This is a genomic window from Burkholderia cepacia, from assembly GCF_001718835.1.
Lineage (GTDB): Bacteria > Pseudomonadota > Gammaproteobacteria > Burkholderiales > Burkholderiaceae > Burkholderia > Burkholderia cepacia_F.
The window spans coordinates 2,920,322-2,945,445 of the sequence record NZ_CP013444.1; the positions used below are offsets into that span (position 1 = coordinate 2,920,322).

15 protein-coding genes and 1 pseudogene are annotated in these 25,124 nt (G+C 65.7%); 11 read left to right on the top strand and 5 right to left on the bottom strand.

What is annotated here, in order from left to right:
• Positions 1–36: 36 nt before the first annotated feature.
• The 4 genes and pseudogenes from WT26_RS32820 to WT26_RS32835 all read right to left on the bottom strand — a co-directional run bounded on the left by WT26_RS32820 (position 37) and on the right by WT26_RS32835 (position 3,708).
• Positions 37–1,045 (bottom strand): annotated as a pseudogene (locus tag WT26_RS32820) (GlxA family transcriptional regulator).
• 119 nt (positions 1,046–1,164) lie between these two features.
• Complete coding sequence (choW, locus tag WT26_RS32825) at positions 1,165–2,061, bottom strand: choline ABC transporter permease subunit (protein ID WP_059525062.1); 897 nt, start codon at positions 2,059–2,061, stop codon at positions 1,165–1,167.
• Entirely contained in the window at positions 2,054–3,223 is a 1,170-nt protein-coding gene (locus WT26_RS32830; protein ID WP_021163995.1) for a quaternary amine ABC transporter ATP-binding protein, read from the bottom strand. The genes choW and WT26_RS32830 overlap by 8 nt, the downstream gene beginning before the upstream one ends.
• A 215-nt stretch (positions 3,224–3,438) precedes the next feature.
• Complete coding sequence (locus WT26_RS32835) at positions 3,439–3,708, bottom strand: hypothetical protein (RefSeq protein WP_155123279.1); 270 nt, start codon at positions 3,706–3,708, stop codon at positions 3,439–3,441.
• 166 nt (positions 3,709–3,874) lie between these two features.
• Here WT26_RS32835 and WT26_RS32840 point away from each other — a divergent pair, with 166 nt between their 5' ends.
• The 11 genes from WT26_RS32840 (at position 3,875) to WT26_RS32920 (ending at position 24,704) form a co-directional block, all read left to right on the top strand.
• The gene (locus WT26_RS32840) at positions 3,875–4,849 is read left to right on the top strand and encodes a MurR/RpiR family transcriptional regulator (protein WP_060042121.1); all 975 of its coding nucleotides are present in this window, start codon (positions 3,875–3,877) and stop codon (positions 4,847–4,849) included.
• Between the two features lie 57 nt (positions 4,850–4,906).
• Positions 4,907–6,466, top strand: coding sequence for a peptide MFS transporter (locus tag WT26_RS32845; protein ID WP_069271664.1), 1,560 nt, complete (start codon positions 4,907–4,909; stop codon positions 6,464–6,466).
• A 31-nt stretch (positions 6,467–6,497) separates the two neighbouring features.
• Positions 6,498–7,472: an isoaspartyl peptidase/L-asparaginase family protein gene (locus WT26_RS32850; RefSeq protein WP_069271665.1), complete on the top strand. Its 975-nt coding sequence runs from the start codon at positions 6,498–6,500 to the stop codon at positions 7,470–7,472.
• Between the two features lie 360 nt (positions 7,473–7,832).
• Positions 7,833–8,483 (top strand): NADPH-dependent FMN reductase, encoded by a 651-nt coding sequence (locus WT26_RS32855; RefSeq protein WP_069274882.1) that lies wholly within the window; start codon positions 7,833–7,835, stop codon positions 8,481–8,483.
• Between the two features lie 206 nt (positions 8,484–8,689).
• Entirely contained in the window at positions 8,690–8,908 is a 219-nt protein-coding gene (locus tag WT26_RS32860; RefSeq protein WP_021157097.1) for a hypothetical protein, read from the top strand.
• 95 nt (positions 8,909–9,003) lie between these two features.
• Positions 9,004–9,906, top strand: a complete 903-nt coding sequence (locus WT26_RS32865; protein ID WP_069274883.1) for an aminomethyltransferase — start codon at positions 9,004–9,006, stop codon at positions 9,904–9,906.
• Positions 9,907–10,916: 1,010 nt separating this feature from the next.
• Entirely contained in the window at positions 10,917–20,051 is a 9,135-nt protein-coding gene (locus WT26_RS38905) for an ESPR-type extended signal peptide-containing protein (protein WP_081333806.1), read from the top strand.
• 101 nt (positions 20,052–20,152) lie between these two features.
• Positions 20,153–20,827, top strand: coding sequence for an OmpA family protein (locus WT26_RS32905; protein WP_069274886.1), 675 nt, complete (start codon positions 20,153–20,155; stop codon positions 20,825–20,827).
• Between the two features lie 402 nt (positions 20,828–21,229).
• Positions 21,230–22,375, top strand: coding sequence for a DUF2827 domain-containing protein (locus tag WT26_RS32910; protein WP_069275224.1), 1,146 nt, complete (start codon positions 21,230–21,232; stop codon positions 22,373–22,375).
• Between the two features lie 14 nt (positions 22,376–22,389).
• Positions 22,390–23,544, top strand: coding sequence for a DUF2827 domain-containing protein (locus tag WT26_RS32915; RefSeq protein ID WP_059525036.1), 1,155 nt, complete (start codon positions 22,390–22,392; stop codon positions 23,542–23,544).
• Between the two features lie 23 nt (positions 23,545–23,567).
• Complete coding sequence (locus tag WT26_RS32920) at positions 23,568–24,704, top strand: DUF2827 family protein (RefSeq protein WP_069274887.1); 1,137 nt, start codon at positions 23,568–23,570, stop codon at positions 24,702–24,704.
• A 19-nt stretch (positions 24,705–24,723) separates the two neighbouring features.
• Here the strand turns inward: WT26_RS32920 and WT26_RS32925 are convergent, their stop codons facing one another.
• Positions 24,724–25,095 carry a hypothetical protein gene (locus WT26_RS32925; RefSeq protein WP_060317054.1) on the bottom strand — a complete coding sequence of 124 codons (372 nt, stop codon included), beginning with the start codon at positions 25,093–25,095 and terminating at the stop codon, positions 24,724–24,726.
• Positions 25,096–25,124: the final 29 nt, after the last annotated feature.

Genomic DNA, 25,124 nt, shown 5'->3' on the forward strand with positions numbered 1-25,124 from the left:
CCGGCGGCGCACGGGCCGAATATGGATCAGCGCCGTTCAGCGTCCAGGCAGCCGGCGTTCGACGCTGGGCGCATGACCGAACTGCGCGCGATAGGCCTTGCTGAAATGGCACGGCGAATGAAACCCGCAGACCGTCGTCACGCGCGCGATCGACGCGTCGGTCGTACGCAGCAGGTCGCGCGCGCGCTTCAGGCGCAGCGTCAGGTAATAGTGGGTCGGCGACACGTTCAGGTACACCTTGAACATCCGCTGCAGGTGCCGCTGCGACAGCCGCACGAGCCGCGCGAGTTCCTCGAGCGACAGCGGCTCCTCGATGTTCGCCTCCATCAGCCGCACGACCTCGATCAGCTCCGCGCGCGAGAAGCCGACGCGCGCATCGACCGGAATCGGCTGCGTATCGGTCGAGCTGCGGATGCGCTCCAGGATGAACTGTTCGGATACCTGCGCGGCCAGCTGCTGGCCGAACCGCATGCCGACGAGGTTCAGCATCAGGTCGAGCGGCGCGGTGCCGCCGGTGCAGGTCAGCCGGTCGCGGTCGACGACGAACAGTTCGTCGGCGAACCCCACTTGCGGAAATTCGGCATGCAGCGACGACAGGTTCTCCCAGTGCACGGTGCAGCGATACCCGTCGAGCAGCCCGCTCGACATCAGCGCATACGCGCCCGTGCAGATGCCGCCGAGCGGCAGCCCGCGTTCGGCGAGCGCCGCGAGCGTATCGCGTGCGCCTTCGTCGACCACGTCGCGGATGCGGATGCCGCCGCACACGATCATCACGTCGGGCAAGCTTCGTGTAGTCGAGCGCCTGCGTGGGCCGTACCGCGATACCGTTGCTGGCATGCACGGGGCTGCCGTCGAGCGAGTAGATCGACCACTGGTAGTGATCGGCCCGCCCGACGTAGTTCGCCATCCGAAGCACTTCGACAGCGCTCGAGAACGCGATCATCGAGAAGTTCGGCAGCGTGAGGAAGCCGAAATGGGCGAGGGACGAAACCGGTGAAACGCAGGCGGCGGGCGCCAGGGCGGCAGCGGCGGCAGCGGACGTCACATCGCTCTCCTAACGGGCAGGTTGCAGGCGGCCAGCGCCGTGGCGTCGCCACGGCAGCCGATGCGAAACACGGAGAAGGCGGCCGGGAATGTCAGCGACAAGGCGCCGGCCGCCGGTGGTCAGGCCTGTGCGGGTGCAGCCTTCACGCGAAACAGCTGCTTGAGACCCGAGAACAGCGGCGCCTTCACGGTGCCCGGCGCGCGGCCGAAGCTTTCGGTGATGCGGTCGAGAATGATCGCGAGCAGCACGACCGACAGGCCGCTTTCGAAACCGAGGCCGATGTCGAGGCGCTGGATACTCGCGAGCACGTCGTTGCCGAGGCCGCCCGCGCCGACCATCGACGCGATGATCACCATCGACAGCGCCATCATGATCGTCTGGTTCACGCCCTGCATGATCGACGGCAGCGCATTCGGGAACTGCACCTTGTACAGCAGTTGCCACGGCGTGCAGCCGAAGGCCTGGCCGGCTTCGACGATCTCGCGGTTCACGTGGCGGATGCCGAGGCTCGTCAGGCGCACCGCCGGCGGCATCGCGAAGATCACCGTCGACAGGATCCCCGGCACGCGGCCGAGACCGAACAGCATCGCGGCCGGAATCAGGTAGACGAACGCCGGCATCGTCTGCATCAGGTCGAGGATCGGGCGCACGATCGCGGCGACCCACTTGCTCTTCGCGGCCCAGATGCCGAGCGGGATGCCGAGCACGAGGCTGATGATCGTCGACGACAGCGTGAGGCCGAGCGTGATGACGGTCTGATCCCAGAAACCCGTCGCGAAGATCAGCAGCAGCGACGCGGTGGTGAACAGCGCGAAGCGCCAGCCCACCCGCCACAGCCCGACGCCGATGAAGATCGCCATCATCAGCCACATCGGGATCGCCTGCAGGCCGTGCTCGACGAATGCCGCGAGCCCCTCGATCGCTTGACCGATCGCGTCGAACGTCTTCGCGTCATGGTCGAGCAGGTAGTGAACGGACTGGTCGACCCAGGTACCGAGCGGAATCATTTCAGACATGGGAGCCTCGCGAACGCGTGATGGCCTTCAGGATGAGCGCACGATCGACCGAGCCGCAGTAGCAGCCGTCGTCGTCGACGACAGGCAGTGCATTCGGGCTCGCCACCACGCGCGCGACGACATGTTCGAGCGACGCATCGCGCCGGATGCTTTCGATCGGGCTCACGGACGGCGTGTCCTGACCGATCGCATCGCGCGTGACGAAGCCGCGGATCTTGCGTTGCGCGTCGAGCACGAACGCATAGTCGGCACTGCCGTTCAGCGTTGCCGCGACGTTCGCGGCATCGCACTTCGACACGATCGGCACGGCGCCCGTCTGCATCAGGTCGCCGGCCGTGAGGTAGCGGCTGGTGTCGATGCCGTCGAAGAACGCGCGCACGTAGTCGTCGGCCGGGTTCGCGATGATGTCCTGCGGCGTGCCGACCTGCACGAGCCGGCCGCCTTCCATGATCGCGATGCGGTTGCCGATGCGCAGCGCTTCTTCCAGATCGTGCGACACGAACATGATCGTGCGGCGCTGTTCCTTCTGCAGTTGCAGCAGCACATCCTGCATTTCGCGGCGCTTGAGCGGATCGAGCGCGGAGAACGCCTCGTCCATGATCATCAGCGACGGGTTCACGGCCAGCGCACGGGCGAGGCCCACGCGCTGCTGCATGCCGCCCGACAGCTCGGACGGCAGCTTGTGCGAGAACGGTGCAAGACCGACCTGCTCGAGCACTTCCATCGCGCGGCGCTCGCGTTCCTTCTTGCCGACGCCCGCGACTTCCAGGCCGAACGCGGCGTTCGACACCACGGAGCGATGCGGCATCAGCGCGAACGACTGGAACACCATGCTCATGTCCTTGCGGCGCAGCGCGGTCAGCGCAGAGCGGCGCGCCGACGCGACGTCGAGCCCGTCGATCATCACCTTGCCGGCGCTCGGATCGACCAGCCGGTTCACGAGGCGGATCAGCGTGGACTTGCCGGAGCCGGACAGGCCCATCAGCACGAATATTTCGCCTTCCTGCACATCGAAGGAGACGTTGTGCACGCCGACGACCTGGCCGGTGCGCTTGAGCACGTCGTCCTTCGTCGCGCCGGCGGCAAGCATGTCGAGCGCCTGCTGCGGGTTACTTCCAAACACCTTGCACAGACCTTCGACCACGACCTTGGGGGCATCCATCGAAACCTTCTCCTCGTGTAGCGGGGACTCACGTGTGTCATAGCGTGCCTACATAGTTGCCAGAAAAAACCCCGACCTGCCGACGAATTACGACAAACGCTTGCGCAAATACGACACGGGGGAAAAGCGGCGTCCAGCCGCGCCGGGTGAGGCCGCGCGGCCGGCGCCAGTGGTTTGCGGCGGCGCAAAACCTGTATCGCCATGACTGGCGGACATCACGGGTAGAACTTGTGCGGAGCAACGTGCGGCGGATTCGGCGGCGGCGGGCGCGAAATGGCCTCTGCCGCGCGTCGCTTTCGGACAAATCCACGTCCGATCGGCTGGATTGATTCGTGCCGCACCGAGCTGGTGCGCGACAGCGAGCCGACAGGCGCCGCAACGAGATCGCGTGAAAAGCGAATGCCCGTGCGGAAACCGGTGCGCCTGTCGAGCCAGATTGCGCCGACCATCGCCGTTCGCCCGCAATTTGTTTCGGGTTCCTTCACGCTGAATCGGAGCGTTACGGATGCGCGCCGTCGCGCGTGGTCGTCGCCCGTTGAATTATCCAGACGATTGAACACTTGTTTTCACGTTTTCACTAGCTTGAAAATCAATATTCACGCGACCATACTTCACCCGTCCCGTTATCCCGCTACCTAGCCATCCCTCCCCGTGAGCAACACCGAGCCGCCCGGCGCGATCGAGCGCATTCACCACGCATCCGCGACCGCATCCGACGCGCTGAAGCCCGTCGCGCGATGGCTGGCGTCCCATTCGCTCGACGCCGCAACGCTCACGATCGAGGAAGTCGCGCAAGCGTGCGGCGGCTCCGTCGCCAGCGTCAACCGGTTCGCGAAGCACGCCGGATATCGCGGGTTTTCGGAGCTGAAGGCGGACCTTGCCGCGGTCGTGCGGCAAGCGCTGCAACCGGTGGAGAAACTGGCGGCGCAGGCAAAGCAGGAAGGGATCGGCGCCTGGCTCGCGGATCACCAGCGCAATCTGGCCGCGATGGATTCGTCGCTTCAAACGGAGCGGCTGGCCCAGGTGGTGACGCGCATCGTCGCGAGCAACGCCGTGTATTGCCTCGGGCTCGGCCTGAGCACCTACCTGACCGGCTTGCTTGCAGACACGTTGATGCCGTATCACCGGCGCGTCGTGTGGGCCGCCGCGGGTGGCGGCAGCGAGCAAGCCGCCCGACACATGACGCACGTCGGCGCCGGCGACACGCTGATCGCGATCTCGCTGCCCCGCTATTCGCGCGACACGGTCGAGCTTGCGCGCTTTGCTCGCGAACGCGGCGCTTTCGTCGTCGCGCTGACCGACAACCCGACCGCGCCGCTCGCCGCCGCAGCCGACGCCGTCCTGCTGGCGCCGGCCGAGCATCGCGTGCTGTCGTCGAGTTCGGTGGCGATGGTGGCGCTCGTCGAAACGCTCGCATCGGAAGTGCTGAAGGCGACACCGCAGACGCAAGCCGTCGCGGCCGCGTTGTCGCAAACCGTTCTGCCGTATCTCGCATTCGACACCACGGCTTCGACGCCGGCGCATGCGGAAGCCGACCGGACGCGCGACAACAAGGCCGGCGACGTTGGCCGCCGGCGTGGCGCAGCCGCTCCCGGCGCACCTCGCAAGACACGCAACCCTTCGTGACCTTGCAAGCGTCGCCATCATTCCATTCAGCAGTTCGGGTATTCGAGGAAACCCAACATGACCACGACTTCCGATAGCGTCACGGTTCAGCCGCTCAGGGATACGGCGGGGCTCGCGGGGCATCCGCGCGGCCTCACCACGCTGTTCTTCACCGAGATGTGGGAGCGGTTCAGCTTCTACGGGATGCGAGCCATTCTCGTGCTGTACATGGTCGCCGCTCCGGGCCTCGGCGGGCTCGGCTACGACACGCCCCATGCGACGGCGATCTACGGCACGTATTCGATGGCCGCGTTCCTGCTGTCGCTGCCGGGCGGCATCATCGCCGACCAGTGGCTCGGCACGCGTCGCTCGGTCTTGATCGGCGGCATCATCATCGCGGCCGGCCACTTCACCATGGCCATTCCCGCGGTCCCGACGTTCTTCGCGGGGCTCGTGCTCGTCGCATGCGGCACGGGCCTGCTCAAGCCGAACGTGAGCGCGCTCGTGGGCGGCCTCTACTCGCAAGACGACGACCGCCGCGACAGCGGCTTCTCGCTCTTCTACATGGGCATCAACATCGGCGCATTCCTCGCGCCGCTCGTCTGCGGCTTTCTCGCGGAAGCCGAGCCTTTCAAGAACGTGCTGCGCTCGTTCGGCATCGATCCGGTCAACAGCTGGCACTTCGGCTTTGCAGCGGCAGGCGTCGGCATGCTGCTCGGCCTCGTCGTCTTCTGGTCCCAACGCGGCCGTCTCGAGCACGTCGGCGACCGCCTCGCGGCGAAGCCCGCGGCATCGACGCGGAAACGGCAGGACGGTGCGCGGCAGACGGCGGCCTACGTCGCGCTCGGCATGTTCACCGTCGTCGGCACGGGGCTCGCGGGAAGCAACTGGCAGAACGTGCTTCCGTTCCTGCTGGCGTTCGACGCGCTCGTGCTCGTCATCATGATGGGCATCCGGGAGCAACTGACCGGCGCCGAGTGGAAGCGCCTCGCCGTGATGGGCATTTACTTCGTCGTGACGATCGCATTCTGGTCCGCGTATGAACAGAAAGGCTCGAGCCTGAGCCTGTTCGCCAAGGAAATGGTGGAGCGCAACATCGGCAGCTTCGTCGTGCCCGCGGCCTGGTTCCAGTCGCTGACCGCGCTGTACGTGATCCTGCTCGCGCCGGTGTTCGCGGCGCTCTGGGTGCGGCTCGGCCGTCGTCAACCGTCGAGCCTCGCGAAGCTCGCGATCGCGCCGCTGCTGATCGGCTTCGGCTATGCCGCGTTCGCGATCCTGTGCTCGACGCTTCATGTCGGCGTGAAGATCAATCCGCTCTGGCTTGCCGGCCTGTTCCTGTTCGAAGTGTTCGGCGAGCTGTGCCTGAGCCCGATCGGCCTGAACCTCGTCACGAAGCTGGCGCCCGTCAAGCTCGTCGGCCTGATGATGGGGCTCTGGTTCTTCGGCAGCTCGTTCGGCTACAAGCTTGCCGGTTACTTCGCGGGCTTCTACATGCCCGACCCGGCGCGGCTGACGATGCTCTACGGCAGCATCGCCGCGGGGCTCTTCGCCGTCGCGGCCCTGCTGTTCCTGATGATGCCCATGATGAGAAAGCTCGTCGGCGACGAATCGGCGAAGGCCGCGACGCATACGCATTGACGTTCGAATCGAATACCGCAGGAAACGTGAAATGGAAAGGACCATCCTCGCAGTCCACGGCGGCGCCGGCACGCTGCAGCGCGGCGTCATGACGCCGGAACAGGAAGCCGCTCATCGCGCCGCGCTCGAAGCAGCGCTCGTGGCGGGCCATCTGGTTCTGAAAGCCGGCGGGTCGAGCGTCGACGCCGTCGTCGCCGCCGTCGTCGCATTGGAGAATTGCCCGCTGTTCAACGCGGGGCGCGGCTCGGTGTTCACGCATGCGGGCACCCACGAAATGGATGCGGCCGTCATGGAAGGACACACCGGGCGCGCAGGCGCGGTGGCCGGCGTGTCTCGCATCAGGAATCCCGTCGAAGCGGCACGGCGCGTGATGGGTCGATCCACGCACGTGCTGCTGTCGGGTGCAGGGGCCGAGCAATTCGCGATCGACGAAGGCCTCGCGTTGGAGCCCCCCGAGTACTTCCACACCGATTTCCGCTGGCAGCAGCTGGTTGCCGTGCGCGACACCGGACGCGCATTGCTCGATCACGACGGTGCGGCGCTGCTTCGCCAGCAGGCGCCTGCCGATTCGAGCCGGCTCAACAACGGCGAGCACAAGTTCGGCACCGTCGGCGCCGTCGCGCGCGATGCCAACGGTCATCTCGCCGCCGCGACCTCCACGGGCGGCTTGACGAACAAGCGCCACGGACGCATCGGCGATTCGCCGCTCATCGGATGCGGCACCTTTGCCGACACACGCGTGGCCGTGTCCGCGACGGGAACGGGGGAAGCATTCATCCGCGCGGTCGCGGCCCATGACGTCGCCGCACGGATGAAGTACGGTCATGCGATGGTCGACGAGGCCGCGCGCACGGTCGTCAACGAGGTGATTCCGAGCCAGGGCGGCAGCGGAGGACTCATCGCCGTCGATGCCGACGGGCGCGTGTCGATGCCGTTCAACACCGAAGGCATGTATCGCGGCGTCATTCAGGCGGACGGCAAGCGGTATGTCGACATCTATCGGTAGACGGCGACGTGTCGCCTCCATCGAGCGGCGGGCTCATGCATGCCGCGACGAGGCATGCTTCTTCGTCGACATCCGCGACGAAAAAAAGCCCCGCCTGCATCCGCGCGGCGGGGCCAACCCATGTCAGTAGAGACATCATGGAGGAGACGGGCCCATCTTATCGACCGCGGCCGGCCGTCCCAACCAAGCATTTCTGCTATCGATCCGTGCGGCCGCGCACACGATTGCGCGCGCCTCACGGCATATCGATAGAACGAAAAGTCGTTTTCAGAGTGGCGGCGGGGTCGTTACCATCTGGTTTTAAGCCCGCGTTTAAGGCTGTGCCAGGCCGCCGGGCAAGCCATCCCCAAGGAGCGCCCCTTGACTGCATTCGATCAACACCGCCGCCCGTTCGTCGTCGGCATCGGCGGTACCACCCGGGCAGCGTCGTCGACCGAACGCGCGCTGTCGTTCGCGTTGCGCGGCGCGCAGGCGGCCGGCGCACGCACGCGCCTGTTCGACGGCCCGTTCCTGCATACGCTGCCGCACTACGCCCCCGAACACAAAACGCTGACCGACGCGCAGCGCGAACTGATCGACGCCGTGCGCCAGGCCGACGCGATCGTCATCGCGACGCCCGGCTATCACGGCGGCGTCTCCGGCCTCGTGAAGAACGCGCTCGACACGCTCGAGGAACTGCGTGCGGACGATCGCCCCTATCTCGACGGACGCGCGGTCGGCCTGATCGTCACCGCGTACGGCTGGCAGGCGGCCGGCACCGTGCTGACGTCGCTGCGTTCGATCGTGCATGCGCTGCGCGGCTGGCCGACGCCGTTCGGCGCGACCGTGAACACGCTCGAAACGCGCTTCGACAGCGCCGACAGCTGCTCGGATCCGAAGGTCGTCGCCCAGCTCGAGACGGTCGGCACGCAAGCGGCCGAGTTCGCGCTCGCGTTCGCCTCGCATCGCGCGGCCTCGCATGCGGCATCGGTCGATGCGCTCGCGCCCGTGCTGAAGGTCGCCAACCAGTAACCCGCCCCTTTCCTCTTTTCCCGTTCCGCCGCCCGCGCCCGGCGCCTTGCCCGTGCGCGGGCGGCTTGCATCCGGCCGCCGTACGCGCGGCCGTCCACCGTCGATAAGGTTTCGGCCCGCCGCGTGATTTGCATTGGCCGAAAGATTGGTTCACGCGGCCGGCGGGTTTTCGTACGCTGAACATCCGAACTTTCTCCGCGCACGCCATGAACCGTACGATCCGCTACAAGGGCTACGAAGTCGCCCCCGCTGCCGCCCGGTTGCCGAACGGGCTGTTCGCCGCCAACCTGACGATCGCGAAGGCGAGCAGCGGCCCGTCGCCGCGCTCCGTTTCGTTCGACGCGATCGATTTCTTCTTCGAGGAAGAACACGCGCTTGCCTACGCGTCCCGCTGGGGCCGCCTCTGGGTCGACACGCACGCGTGACGCACGCCTGGCCGGCGTGCGCATGGCCGCTCGAAAATACGCGAAAACGGGAGCCGTGGGAGAATCTTTCGATCCGTAATCGCACAACAATAGCCATGAGTGACACGCTGCAGGAACAGCACGCAGCCGCAGATCACGCAATGCGCAACTGGACCTTCGAGAGGCAAGGTCCGGTCCGGATCGGTTCCGATGCGCACATGCAGATGTTCTGCCGCATGCTGCTCGACACACACAACCCGTACAAGCCGGCGGTGATCGACTGGCCGCCACTCAAGCCCGCCGAACTCAGGCGACTCACGTCGCTGCCGATCTGGGACATCGCGGTGCAGACCGAAGGTCGTGCATCGATCCGCGTCGCGACGTTCGCGTCGACCGTCCGCGACCCGCTGCTGAAGCAGGCGCTCGAGATGGACGGCGGCGAGGAAGCGCGTCACAAGGTCGTGCTGTCGAAGCTCGTCGAGGCATACGGCATCCGGCTCGCCCCCGAGCCACCCTACCCGGCGCCGAAGGACCCCGAGTGGTCGTGGATGGTCACGGGCTTCAGCGAATGCATCGACAGCTTCTTCGCGTTCGGCCTGTTCCGCTCCGCGCAGCGCTCCGGTTATTTCCCGCCCGAACTCGTCGACACCTTCGAGCCCGTGATCCAGGAAGAAGGCCGCCACATCCTGTTCTTCGTGAACTGGTACGCGTGGTACTGGCGCAGCCTGCCGTGGTGGCGCCGGCCCGCGTTCTTAGTGAAAGTTGCTGCCGTGTGGGCGTTCCTGATCTGGGAACGGATCGGCATCGCGCGCGGGATCGACGCCGACGGCGTCGCGCACGACGCGAACTTCCCGGCGACGAGCACCGCCGACATCGGCGAAGCGTTGAACCCGCGCGAACTGATCGAACTGTGTCTCGCCGAGAACGATCGGCGGATGGCCGGTTACGACAAGCGCCTGCTGCGCCCGTTGTTCGTGCCGCGTATGGCGCGGCTCGCGCTGCGGTTCATCAGGAAATAGCGTCGGATGTGGTTCGCGGCGTCTCGCCGCGAAGATCGATTCCGCTTGCCGGCCGGGGCGGTTGTTCGCCGACCACCTCGTGTTGCCTCCACCGCCTGCCTGCGTGCCTGAAGTCAGCCCTCCTGACGCGACGTCCCGCCTGCCCTTCACGCACGCTTCATTTCCCGCTCCTCGACACGGAACCGCCCGGCAGCGCCTTGCCGCATCGCGGCCCGATCCGATCGATCCGGACGCGCCGCCCGTCCCGACGCCGCCCCGCTGCTACCGCTCGGCGGCTGCGGCAAACGCCAGCGCCGAATCGTGCGTTGCGATTTCCTTCCGAAATTGAGCCGATTGTTGAGGAACCGCAATGCTCACTCAAACAAATTCGAAATAGACATGCAGCCGGCGCGGCTCGCGTCCGGCCTCATTTTTTTCCTGCCGACGATCTGCATCCTCCCCGAACCGGCCCGTCAGACGGTCGCATCCCGGCGATGTGCGATGCGCAGACTGGCATAGCCGGATTACCGTCCTTTACGCATTTCTCATCTCAAATTTCAACACAAAACAAAAAGCAAAACCAGAAAAAACATGAATTAATAAATTAATATCAACGCATCGAAAATTATCTCGATTCCATCTCCAACATTACAAATACATAACAAAGCAGGCAGTGCGCAAACGTTTGCTATTTCATTTGTCTTACTTTATCATCCCGACGCTCGTCAACCCATCGACAACACCGCCACCAAACCATTGATGGACAAGGCCATCACGCAGCAAGACGTCACGCCTCATACCTTTCAATCCTCCTTCCCATTGTTTTACTTGGCCTTACTCCAGAATTGTTGCCCTCAGCACTTATTAACCAAATTTTAACTTTCTCTCGCGCTCATTTTTCACTATTTAGCAATTCATAAAATCCATCTCAAATAAACTCCGCCCATATTTTTGGGATTGCACGAGCGCACGGCACATTCATCTAACAAAAGAGACCGGTGTGTGGCGTGCATATTTGGAGGTAGCAGGACATGAACCGCACATACCGCTCGATCTGGAACGAAGCTCTTGGCGCCTGGGTCGCTGCGTCCGAACACGATTCGGCACGGGGCAAGCCGAACAAGTCGGCCGTGGTGGTCGCCGCGATCGCCGCTCTGGCGATCGGACTGCCGTCGCTTGCGAGCGCCAACACATTGAATACCCAGCAGACCTGCTTCACCACATCGAACGGAGCGGTCGGCCGCGTCAACCCGGGTGGTACGGCCAACCAGGCCGGTGACGGTTCCGGCACCTATTCGGTCGTCGCCGGCTGTAATTCGAACGGCAACGGCTGGACAGGCGTGACGGTGTACGGCTCGTTCTCCCAGGCGAACGGCAACGGCGCGACGACCTACGGCATGCAGTCGTCCGCCGCGCTGTGGGGCACGGCAGCCGGCCTCGAAACGACCGCGAGCGGCACCGGCGCGACCGCGCTCGGCTTCGGTTCGACGGCGAACGCGCTGAACTCGGTCGCGATCGGCGGCGCGGGCGGCAACGGCACGACGCCGCTGTCGCAGGCGAACTCGACCATCGCGTCGGGCGCCGGAGCGATCGCGATCGGCAGCAACGCGACGAAGGGGGCGCAAGCGGCCGCGTCCGACTCGATCGCGATCGGTGGCCAGTCGTCCGTCGCGGCGACCGCGACCTCGGGTATTGCAATGGGTCGCGGCGCGACGGTCAACGGCGCGTTCGGCATCGCCCAGGGCGACGGCGTCGTGTCCGGCGCGATCGGCCAGAACGTTGCGATCGGCTCGAGCGGCACGACGGCCAACAGCAGCACGGCGACGGGCGGCGCCGTCGCGATCGGTCGCGGCCAGACGGCGACGGGCGACGGAGCGGTCGCAATCGGCGACCCGAACGTCGCGACCGGCACCGGCGCCGTTGCGGTAGGCGCGAACAATACCGCGAACGGGCAAGGCGCCATTGCGCTCGGCAATTCCAATACGTCGACCGGGACGGGTTCCGTCGCGCTCGGCAACACCAGCGTGGCGACCAGCAGCGCGGTGGCGATCGGCAGTTCGGCAACCGCCACGGGCACGAACGGCTCGGTTGCAATCGGCAACTCGGTGACGTCGACCGGCACTGGATCGATAGCGATCGGCAACAGCGGGAGTTTCGGCGCCAAGGCCATTGCCTCCGGCTCGGATGCATTGGCGCTCGGCAACGGCTCGACCGCGAGCGGGACGGCAGGTTCGGTCGCCCTGGGCTCGAGCAGTGTGGCCACCAATTCGTTCGCGACCGCATTGGGCGCAAACTCCAATGCGTCCGGCAGCGGTTCCGTCGCGATTGCGCAAGGGTCCAGCGCTACGGCCACCAATGCGCTGGCGCTCGGCGTCAACTCGACGGCAAACGTAGCGAACTCGGTTGCACTCGGCAACGGCTCGGTGACGAGCGCCACCGCGACGACGGCAACCGGCGGCACCGGGACGGTCAGCAGCACCATGATCGGCACTCAGACGTTCGGCACCTACGCCGGCGCGAGCGCGGCGAACGGTGTGGTCAGTGTCGGCGCGCCCGGCTCGGAACGCCGCATCCAGAACGTCGCCGCCGGCCTCGTCGGTGCCGCCAGCACCGATGCGATCAACGGTAGCCAGCTCTACTCGGTCGCGAGCACGACGACGTCGAGCATCGCCAGTTTGTCCACGTCAGCGTCCACGGGTATTTCGTCGGCCAATAGCTCGATCGTTTCGCTTTCCACGTCGACGTCGACCGGAATCAGCACCGCGCAAAGCGGCGTCAATTCGCTGTCCACCGGTCTGTCGACGACCAACAGCACGGTCACGTCGTTATCGACTTCCGCGTCGACCGGTATCAGCACGGCGCAGAGCGGCGTCAACTCGCTGTCTACCGGCCTGTCGACCACCAACAGCACGGTCACGTCGTTGTCGACTTCCGCTTCGACCGGCATTTCGTCGGCTAGCAGCTCGATCGCCTCGCTTTCCACGTCGACTTCGACCGGCGTCAGCTCGCTTTCGACTGGACTGAGCTCGACGAACAGCACCGTGACGTCGCTGTCGACGTCCGCATCGACGGGTATCAGCACCGCACAAAGCGGCGTCAACTCGCTGTCCACCGGTCTGTCGACCACCAACAGCACGGTCACTTCGCTGTCGACCTCCGCGTCAACCGGCATCAGCACCGCACAAAGCGGCGTCAACTCCCTGTCGACCGGCTTGAGCTCGACCAATAGCTCGGTCACGTCGCTGTCGACCTCGACCTCGACCGGCCTCTCGTCGGCTAACAGCTCGATCACCTCGCTCTCCACGTCGGCCTCGACGGGCATCAGCTCGCTGTCCACCGGCCTGAGCTCGGTGACGGCCAACACCAACAACCTCGGCAATAGCACTGCTGCTGCGCTTGGTGGCGGCGCAACGTACAACCCGGCAACCGGCACGATTTCGGCCCCGTCGTACACCACGTACAACGCGAACGGCACGACAACGACCGCCAACAACGTCGGCTCGGCGATCAACAACATCAACAGCCAGGGCATCAAGTACTTCCACGCGAACTCGACTGCGCCGGACAGCAAGGCCCTCGGCACCGATTCGGTCGCGATCGGCCCGAACGCCGTCGCGAACAACGCCGGCGACGTCGCGCTCGGCAGCGGTTCCGTCACCGCGGCCGCGAATCCGACTGCCACCGGCACGGTCGGCGGCACGACCTATTCGTTCGCGGGCACAACGCCGAGCAGCGTCGTCAGCGTCGGCGCAGCCGGCGCCGAGCGCCAGGTCACGAACGTCGCGGCCGGACGAATCTCCGCCACCAGCACGGACGCGATCAATGGTTCGCAGCTTTACGCGACCAATACCGCGATCAACACGCTGTCGACGTCGACCTCGACGACCGTCGGCTCGTTGTCCACCGGCCTGAGCTCGAGTTCGTCCGCGATTTCTTCACTGTCGACGGGCGTCAGTTCGCTGTCGACGGGCCTCAGCTCGACCAATAGCTCCGTTGCGTCGCTGTCGACCTCCACGTCGACCGGGTTGTCGTCGGCTAACAGCTCGATTTCGTCGCTGTCCACGTCGACGTCGACCGGCATCACTTCGCTGTCGACAGGCCTGAGTTCGACCAATAGCTCCGTCGCTTCGCTGTCCACTTCGGCTTCGACCGGTATCAGCACCGCGCAGAGTGGCGTCAACTCGCTGTCGACGGGCTTGAGCTCGACCAACAGCTCCGTCGCTTCGCTGTCGACCTCGACCTCGACCGGCCTCTCGTCGGCCAACAGCTCGATCGCTTCGCTGTCCACGTCGACTTCGACCGGCATCAGCACCACGCAAAGCGGCGTCAACTCGCTGTCGACGGGCTTGAGCTCGACCAACAGCTCCGTCGCTTCGCTGTCCACCTCAAGCTCGACCGGCATCAGCACCGCACAGAGCGGCGTCAACTCGCTGTCCACCGGTCTGTCGACCACCAACAGCACAGTCACTTCGTTGTCGACCTCGACGTCGACCGGTATCAGCACCGCGCAGAGCGGTGTCACGTCCCTGTCGACTGGCCTGAGTTCGACCAACAGCTCGGTCACGTCGCTGTCGACTTCGACGTCGACCGGCATCAGCTCGCTGTCCACCGGCCTGAGCTCGACCAACAGCTCTGTCGCTTCGTTGTCGACCTCGACCTCGACGGGCATCAGCACCGCACAGAGCGGCGTCAACTCGCTGTCGACGGGCTTGAGTTCGACCAACAGCTCGGTGACGTCGTTGTCGACCTCCACGTCGACCGGCATCAGCACCGCACAAAGCGGCGTCAATTCGCTGTCCACGGGTTTGAGTTCGACCAACAGCTCGGTCGCTTCGCTGTCGACCTCGACTTCGACCGGTATCAGCACCGCGCAGAGTGGCGTCAACTCGCTGTCGACGGGCCTCAGCTCAACCAACAGCTCTGTCGCTTCGCTGTCCACCGCGACGTCGACGGGCATCGGCTCGCTGTCCACCGGCCTCAGCTCGACCAACAGCTCCGTCACTTCGCTGTCGACCTCGACCTCGACGGGCATCAGCACCGCACAGAGCGGCGTCAACTCGCTGTCGACGGGTTTGAGCTCGACCAACAGCTCCGTCGCTTCACTGTCGACCTCAAGCTCGACCGGCATCAGCACCGCACAGAGTGGCGTCAACTCGCTGTCGACGGGCTTGAGCTCGACCAACAGCTCCGTGACGTCGTTGTCGACCTCCACGTCGACCGGCATCAGCACCGCACAAAGCGGCGTCAATTCGCTGTCCACGGGTTTGAGCTCGACCAACAGTTCCGTCGCTTCGCTGTCGACCTCGACCTCGACCGGTATCAGCACCACACAAAGCGGCGTCAACTCACTGTCGACAGGCCTGAGCTCGACCAACAGCTCCGTCGCTTCGCTGTCCACCTCGACCTCGACCGGCATCAGCACCGCGCAAAGCGGTGTCACGTCCCTGTCGACTGGCCTGAGTTCGACCAACAGCACCGTTGCTTCGCTGTCGACTTCGACGTCGACCGGCATCAGCTCGCTGTCCACCGGCCTGAGCACGGTGACGACCAACACCAACAACCTCGGCAACAGCACTGCCGCTGCGCTTGGTGGCGGCGCAACGTACAACCCGACGACCGGCACGATCTCCGCGCCGTCGTACACCACGTACAACGCCAACGGCACGACGTCCACTGCCAACAGCGTCGGCGCGGCCATCGACAACATCAACAGCCAGGGCATCAAGTACTTCCACGCGAACTCGACTGCGCCGGACAGTCAGGCCCTTGGCACCAACTCCGTCGCGATCGGCCCGAACGCTGTCGCGAACAACGCCGGCGACGTCGCGCTCGGCAGCGGCTCCGTCACCGCGGCCGCGAACCCGACCAGCAGTGCGACCATCGGCTCGACGACGTATGGCAACTTCGCCGGCGCCACGCCGTCGAGCGTCGTGAGCGTCGGCAACGCAGGGGCTGAGCGTCAGATCACCAACGTGGCGGCCGGCCGGATCACGTCGTCCAGCACCGACGCGATCAACGGCAGCCAGCTCTACTCAGTCGCGAGCACGACCGATTCGAGCATCACGTCGCTGTCCACGTCCACATCGACCGGCATCAACTCCCTGTCGACCGGACTGTCGAGCACGAACAGTAACGTCGCATCGCTGTCCTCGACACTGTCGTCGTCCGACAGCGCGATTGCGTCGCTGTCGACCGGGCTCTCGACGACCGATAGCAGCGTGACCTCGCTGTCGACTTCGACCTCGACGGGTCTCTCGTCGGCTAACAGCTCGATCACGTCGCTCTCCACGTCAACCTCGACCGGCATCAGCTCGCTGTCGACTGGCCTCAGCTCAACTAATAGCTCCGTCGCTTCGCTGTCGACCTCCACGTCGACCGGCATCAGCACCGCACAAAGTGGCGTCAATTCGCTGTCCACCGGCCTGAGCTCGACCAACAGCTCCGTCGCTTCGCTGTCGACGTCGACGTCGACCGGATTGTCGTCGGCCAACAGCGCGATTACGTCGTTGTCCACGTCGACGTCGACCGGCATCAGCTCGCTGTCCACCGGCCTCAGCTCAACCGACAGCTCCGTCGCTTCGCTGTCGACCTCCACGTCGACGGGTATCTCGACGGCAACCAGCTCAATCGCGTCGCTGTCCACGTCGACCTCGACGGGCATCAACTCGCTGTCGACCGGCCTGAGCTCGACCGACAGCTCCGTCGCCTCCCTGTCGACCTCCACGTCGACCGGCTTGTCGTCGGCCAACAGCTCGATCTCGTCGCTGTCCACGTCGACCTCGACCGGCATCAGCTCGCTGTCGACCGGCCTGAGCTCGACCAACAGCTCCGTCGCGTCCCTGTCGACCTCCACGTCGACGGGTTTGTCGTCGGCCACCAGTTCGATCTCTTCGCTGTCCACGTCGACCTCGACCGGCATCAGCTCGCTGTCGACCGGCCTCAGCTCAACCGACAGCTCCGTCGCTTCGCTGTCGACCTCCACGTCGACGGGTATCTCGACGGCAACCAGCTCAATCGCGTCGCTGTCCACGTCGACCTCGACGGGCATCAGCTCGCTGTCGACCGGCCTGAGCTCGACCGACAGCTCGGTGACGTCGCTGTCGACTTCCACATCGACCGGCATCAGCACCGCACAAAGCGGCGTCAATTCCCTGTCGACGGGCCTGAGTTCGACTAACAGCTCCGTCGCTTCGCTGTCGACCTCCACGTCGACGGGTATCTCGACGGCAACCAGCTCAATCGCGTCGCTGTCCACCTCGACTTCGACGGGCATCAACTCTTTGTCGACCGGCCTGAGTTCGACGGATAGCTCGGTGTCGTCGCTGTCGACTTCCACGTCGACCGGCATCAGCACCGCACAAAGTGGCGTCAATTCGCTGTCCACCGGCCTGAGTTCGACTAACAGCTCCGTCGCTTCGCTGTCGACCTCCACGTCGACCGGCCTCTCGTCGGCCAACAGCTCGATCGCGTCGCTGTCGACCTCCACGTCGACCTCGACGGGCATCAGCTCGCTGTCGACCGGCCTGAGCTCGACCGATAGCTCCGTCGCGTCCCTGTCGACCTCCACGTCGACCGGCATCTCGACGGCCACCAGCTCGATCTCCTCGCTGTCCACGTCGACCTCGACCGGCATCGGCTCGCTGTCCACCGGCCTGAGCTCGACCGATAGCTCGGTTGCGTCTCTGTCGACCTCCACGTCGACCGGCATCAGCACGGCGCAAAGCGGCGTCAACTCGCTGTCGACGGGTTTGAGCTCGACCAACAGCTCTGTCGCTTCGCTGTCCACATCGACCTCGACCGGCATCAACTCGCTGTCCACCGGCCTCAGCACGACCAACAGCTCCGTCGCGTCGCTGTCGACTTCCACGTCGACGGGGATGTCGTCGGCCAACAGTTCGATCTCGTCGTTGTCCACGTCGACTTCAACGGGCATCAGCTCGTTGTCGACCGGCCTGAGCTCGACCGATAGCTCCGTCGCATCGCTGTCGACCTCCACGTCGACCGGTATCTCGACGGCCACCAGTTCGATCGCGTCGCTCTCTACGTCGACCTCGACGGGTATCAGCTCGCTGTCGACCGGCCTGAGCTCGACCAACAGCTCGGTCACGTCGCTGTCGACCTCCACGTCGACCGGCTTGTCGTCGGCCACCAGCTCGATCTCTTCGCTGTCCACGTCGACGTCGACCGGCATCAGCTCGCTGTCGACCGGCCTGAGCTCGACCGATAGCTCGGTGTCGTCGCTGTCGACCTCAACATCGACCGGCTTGTCATCGGCCACCAGCTCGATCTCCTCGCTGTCCACGTCGACTTCGACCGGCATCGGCTCGCTGTCCACCGGCCTCAGCTCGACCAACAGCACCGTCGCATCGCTGTCCACCTCGACCTCGACCGGCATCAGCTCCCTGTCCACCGGCCTGAGCTCGACCAACAGCTCGGTCACGTCGCTGTCCACCTCGACCTCGACCGGCATCAGCTCGCTGTCCACCGGCCTGAGCACGACCAACAGCACCGTGACATCGCTGTCCACCGCGACCTCGACCGGCCTCGGCTCGCTGTCCACCGGCCTGAGCACGACCGACAGCACCGTCGCATCGCTGTCGACCTCCACGTCGAGCGGCATCGGCTCGCTGTCGACCGGCTTGAGCACGACCAACAGCAACCTCACATCGCTGTCGACGTCGACCTCGACCGCGATCGAAGCCGCGAAGACGCACTACTACAGCGTCAACGACAACGGCACGCAGCAGGCCAACTACGACAACGACGGCGCAACGGGCGTCAACGCCATCGCGGCAGGCGTGAACGCAAGCGCCTCGGGCGCAAGCAGCGTCGCGGTCGGCTACGGCTCGAACGCCTCGTCGAACGGCGCGGTCGCGATCGGCCAGAACGCATCGGCCACGGGCGGCAAGGCCGTGTCGATCGGCTCCGGCAACACGGCCACCGGCAACGGCGCAGTGGCGCTCGGCAACGCGAACACGGCAACCGGCAACGGCTCGCTCGCGCTCGGCAACACGGCGACAGCGGCCGGCGCCGGGTCACTCGCATTCGGCTCGAACGCGGTCGCGAACAACCTCAACGACGTCGCGCTCGGCACGAACTCCGTCACGGCCGCCGCGAACCCGACGTCGAGCGCCACGATCGGCGGCATCACGTACTTCTTCGCGGGCAGCTCGCCGGTCGGCGTGGTGAGCGTCGGCGCGCCGGGCGCGGAACGCCAGATCACGAACGTCGCCGCCGGCCGGATCTCGGCCACCAGCACGGACGCGATCAACGGCAGCCAGCTGAACGCGACGAACCAGGCCGTCAATACCCTGTCGACGGCAACGTCGACGAGCATCGGCTCGCTGTCGACGGGCATCAACTCGCTGTCCACCGGCCTGAGCTCGACGAACAGCACGGTGGCGTCGCTGTCCACGTCGACGTCGACCGGCATCAGCTCGCTGTCGACCGGCCTGAGCACGACGAACAGCAACGTCAACTCGCTGTCGACGTCGACCTCGACGGGCATCGGTTCGCTGTCCACCGGCCTGAGCACGACGAACAGCAACGTGGCCTCGCTGTCGACCGGCGTGAAGAACATCAACAACACGTTGAACTCGCTGTCGACGACGATCAACAACAACACGACGCGCACGGTGAACACGAACGGCGTCTCGGCCGACATGAACGGCAAGGGCACCGATCTCCCGACCGTCACCGCCGGCTCGAACTCGGTGGCGATCGGCGCGAATTCGAACGACGGCGGCCGCTCGAACGTGGTGTCGGTCGGTAGCGACACGCAGCAGCGCCAGATCACGAACGTCGCGCCGGGTACGCAAGGCACCGACGCGGTGAACGTGAACCAGCTGACGCAGGTGCAGACGACGCTGTCGACGGCGCTGTCGGGCCAGCAGGCGCAGATCAACTCGCTGGGTTCGCAACTGCAGCAGACCGACCAGATGGCGAAGCAGGGTATCGCGGCCGTCGGCGCGATGGCGTCGATCCCGCAGCTCGATCGCGACGCCAACTTCGGGATGGGTGTGGGCACGTCGACCTTCCTCGGCCAGAAGGCGATGGCGGTCAACATGCAGGCGCGCATCACGGAGAACCTGAAGGCGTCGATCAACGGCGGCTTCAGCGGCGGTCAGAAGGTGATCGGCGCCGGCATGCTGTATCAGTGGAAATAACCCGCGCCGCGCGGGCCGGGCGCAGTGGTCAGCGCCCGGCCTGGCCCGCCGCCCGATCGACGCAGCAGGCTTCCATCAACGATCGTATTCAGGACATCACCGTGAACACACTCACTTTCGCGCTCGCGCTCTCCGCGATAACCCTCGCCGCGTGCTCGACCGCATCCGGCCCGACCTTCAGCGCCTCCGAACTGCAGCCGCGCGACGGCGTGCGTACCTTCCAGGTGGACTGCCACGGGATCTTCTCCGGCCCGAATACCTGCATGAAGGCCGCGCAACACCTCTGCGGCGACCAGCCGGTGCGCACGGTCGATACCGCGAAAGCGCTGCGCGATCATGCCGACCCGGCCACGCTGGTGTTCCAGTGCGGCGCGCCGGAAGCCGCTGCGCCGGCGCCGGCATCGTCGCCCGCGGCAGCGGCGCCCGCCCCCGTCGAACACGTGAATCTCGCGGGCGACGCGCTGTTCGCCACCGGGCTGGCGACGCTCACGCCGACCGCCCGTGCGTCGCTCGACGCGCTGCTGGCCAGACAGGGCAACACGGCGTTTACGCGTGTGTCGGTCACGGGCTACACGGATTCGGTCGGCGGCGACGCGTCCAATCTCGCGCTGTCGCAGCGGCGCGCGCAAGCCGTCGCCGGCTATCTGAAGTCGCATGGCCTGAACGCCCGCACCGTGGCCGTGACGGGGCGCGGCAGCGCCGATCCGGTCGCCTCCAACGCCACGGCGGAAGGACGCGCGAGCAACCGGCGCGTCGAAATCTCGCTGGAACGCTGAACCCGCTGCGTCGCGCGCCACCCGTGCCGACGTTTCGGCGATGCTTTGGAATACGCACGACGGAACCTCGCCCGATCGCGGCATGCCGCGCGGATATTTCCGGCCGTCATGTCGGCCGTCATACCGATTGGCAGTAGCCGGTCACGCATCGACCTTCGTCGGGGCCGCCCCGACTCCACAAACCGGCGGTTTCCGTGCCACAATCGCCGCTGGCGGCCGGCCCGGCAGCGCGCGGCGACGCGTCGAACCGGCTTTGGCCGCCGATGTCGCCATCCGCGCCGCCCGGCCCGTTTCCGCGGGCCGCGCCGCCGCAGGCGCACACGTGACAACCAACGGCCTGCCGGGTCCGCGCGTCGGCGTTCGACGCCGCCGGACCGGCGCCGCCGCACAGGGATTTTGCTGGTGACGGACATCAATGAAGCCGCCTCGGGCGGCACCCGCAAGCAACGGCCGGCCGTCGGCATCTCGCTGTTTGCGCGCGACGGCCAGGCGATCTGGGAAAACGGCATCCACCAGAACATCGCGTTCCTCGCGATGATGCTCAAGCGCTCGGATCGCGTCGGCCCGGTCTACTTCCTGAACGGCGGCGACGCCAACGCGCTGCCGGCCGGCCTCGAACTCGACGGCCTCGACATCCCGCTCGTGAAGCCCTCCGACGTCACGCACGAACTCGACGTCGTGATCGAAATGGGCGCGCAGCTGCCGGTGGAGTGGCTTCGACACATGAAGGCGCTCGGCAAGAAGCGCATCGCGTGCTTCGTCGGCCATACCTACAGCGGCCTCGCCGAAACCCCGATCTTCGGCAAGCCGTCGGGGCACATCTTCAACGGCGCGCCGTTCGACGAAGTGTGGGTGCTCGCGAAATCGCAGACGATCGACGTGCCGCTGCTGCGCACGCTCACGCGCGCGCCGGTCTACACGATCCCGCACATCTGGTCGCCGTACTTCCTCGATCGGCGCATCGCCGCGCTCGCCGCGGAAGGCGCGACGTTCGGCTATCGGCCCGGCCGCTCGGCCTGGCGGCTCGCGACGCTCGAGCCGAACATCTCCGTCGCCAAGTCCTGCCACTATCCGATGCTCGCGTGCGAGGAACTCTATCGCGCGCGCCCGGAAGCGGTTCAGCACATGTTCGTCGTCAACGCGATGCACATGAAGGAGCATCCGACCTTCGTGCACTTCGCGAACAGCCTCGATCTCGTGCGCCAGCACAAGGCGACCTTCGAGCCGCGCCTCGACCTGCCGGGCTTCATGGCACGCCACGCGGATGCGGTCGTGTCGCACCACTGGGAAAACGGGCAGAACTATCTGTATTACGACGTGCTGTACGGCGGCTATCCGCTGATCCACAACTCGACGCTGATCGGCGACGCCGGCTATTACTACCCGGACTTCGATTCCGCCGCGGGTGGCCGTGCGCTGCTCGACGCGTGGCTGCATCACGACGAACGCCTCGACGACTATCGCGCGAAGGCCGGCCGGCTGCTGCAGTCGGTCTCGATCGACAACCCCGCGAACCTCGACGCGTTCGTCTCGCGTCTGGTCGCCTGAACCGGAGAATACGCATGTCGGACTCCAATGCCCGTCAAGCGCCCGGCGAGGGCAAGCGTCTCGTCGTCGGCGTGTCGCTGTTCGTGCGTGGCGCCGGCCAGTCGCTGTGGGAAAACGGCATCTTCCAGAACTGCCTGCTGCTGATCCTGCTGCTGCGCCAGTCGCCGCTCGTCGCGGAAGCCGTGATGGTGAACGGCGGCGAACAGGTCGCCGATCCTCAGATGATGCTCGGCGAATGGGACGTGCCGCTCCTGTCGATGGACGAAGCACTGCAGCGCTGCGACGTGCTGATCGAAATGAGCGCGCAGTTCGGCGCGGATTACCTGCGCACGTTCCGCGAGCGCGGCGGCAAGGTCGTCACGATGCGGGTCGGCAACGACTACGTGATCGACATCGAACGCGCGATGTTCAACAAGCCGTCGGGCTTCCTGTTCTCGGGCGCGCCGTACGACGCCGTGTGGACGATTCCCGAATTCGAGCGCTCGTGCCTGCACTATTACCAGACGGGCCTGCGCGCGCCCGTCACGATCGTTCCGCACATCTGGCACCCGATGCTGTTCGACAAGGCGCGCGCGACGCTCGGTGCCGGGCTGTCGTTCGGCTATGAGCCCGGCAAGCCGCGCTGGCGCGTGACGATGTTCGAGCCGAACATCTGCATGGTGAAGACGAGCGTCATCCCGATGCTCGTGGCCGAGGAAGCGTATCGCGCGAAACCGGATTTCCTCGAGTTCGTGCGCGTATGCAACACGCTGCACCTGAAGGAACATGCGACGTTCGTCCATTTCGCGAAAAGCCTCGACATCGTGAACCACGGGATCACGACGTTCGAGAGCCGCTACGCGGTGTACGAGTTCATGGCCGCATACGGCGACGCTGTGGTGTCGCACACGTGGGAAAACGCGCAGAACTACCTGTACTACGAGCTGCTGTACGGCGACTATCCGCTGATCCACAACTCGCCGTTCCTCGGCAAGGCCGGGTATTTCTATCCGGACTTCGACTGCCAGGCCGGCGGCCGCGCACTGTTGAAGGCGTTCGCCGAGCACGACGCGAACCTGGAAGCGTACCGCGAGCAGTCGAGGCACGTGCTCAGCTCCGTCAGCATCTACAACCCCGAGAACGTCGCCGCCTATACGGACGCGATCGCCACCCTCTATCGCGACGCGTGACGCACCGCGGACGGAGAGCCGACATGAAGATCAACGTTGCGATAACGATGAACGTGCAGCGCGACGCGACGCAGTCGATCTGGTACAACGGCGCGAACCAGCACTGCGTGTACCTGTACATGCTGCTGAAGCAGTCGCCGCTGATCGGTGAGGTCTGGCTCGCGCACGACGACGGCATCGCCGCCTATCCGGAAGCGCTGATGATGAGCGAATTCCGCGACGCGCTGCGGCCGCTGTCGGCCGTCGTCCACCAGACCGACCTGCTGATCGAGATGAACGCGTTCATCGATCAGACCCACACGGATGCCGTGCGCCGGCGCGGCGGCAAGTGCGTGTCGTACCGCTTCGGCAACGACTACGTGATCGCGGTCGAGACGATCAACTTCGAGAAGAACCCGTGGCGGCCGAACCCGCACCGCGTGCAGTTCGACGAGATCTGGACCAACCCGCAGCACATGCACACGTGCGCCGCGTATTTCCAGGCCGTGTACCGCGCACCGGTGATCGAGCTGCCGCACATCTGGTCGCCGTATTTCATCGAGCGCAGCCTCGACGCCGATCCTGAACTGAAGGCGCGCTTCGGCTACCGGAACCACGGCCCGGCCAAGCGCATCGCGTTCTTCGAGCCGAACCTGAACGTCGTGAAAAGCTCGATCGTGCCGATGCTCGCCGCAAACGCGTGCTACGTCGAGCATCCGGAGCTCGTCGAGCACGTGTACATGACCAACACGTTCGACAAGAAGGAAAACGTCGCCTTCAAGCATCTCGCGCTCGGGCTCGAGATGGTGCGCGACGGCAAGGCAACCGCCGACGTGCGCGCGCCGTTCGTCGCATGGGCCGCGCATCACACCGACATCGTCGTGTCCCACCACTGGGAAAACGGCCTCAACTACCTGCTGTACGACGCGCTGTACGGCAACTACCCGCTCGTGCACAACTCGCCGTTCCTGCGCGACGTCGGCTATTACTATCCGGATTTCGAGATCTTCGATGCGGCACGAGCGATCGCGACCGCCGCGCAGACGCACGACGCACGGCTCGACGAATACGCACGGGCGGCCCGGCAATACCTGGCCGGCGTCGACGCGCTGGCAGAGCACAACGTCCGCGCGCATTCGGAGCAGATCCTGCAACTGTTCCGCGACCGCGCGATCGACTGATGCGGGAACGCGGGAAGCGCTACCCGCGAACGAGATGCCCGCACGCTTTCATGAACGCCTGCCCCTGCTTGCGCCCGGCGCGCATCAGCACCGCGAAGATGCGCCGCGATGCGCGGCCGTTCACCTGTTGCTCGAGGCTGCCGGCGATGCCGTGCGCAATCGCCGATTCACACCCGTACACGCTCGTCAGAATCCCCGCGCAGTAATAGCGGGCCGCCAGTTCGCGGCTGGCCGCATCCGGCAGGCGCGCCGCCGCGATGCGGCGCGCGACCGCCTCCAGGCCGTCGAAATAGCAGATCATGTCGACCTGCCTGCCGGCCGGCCCGGTGCTCAGGCGGACGAGAATGGCCGCCACCTCCCGGATCGCCGCCGGCTCGCGATGTATCGCCATCCTGCTGTGTGCGTCCACGGCCGCCCCAC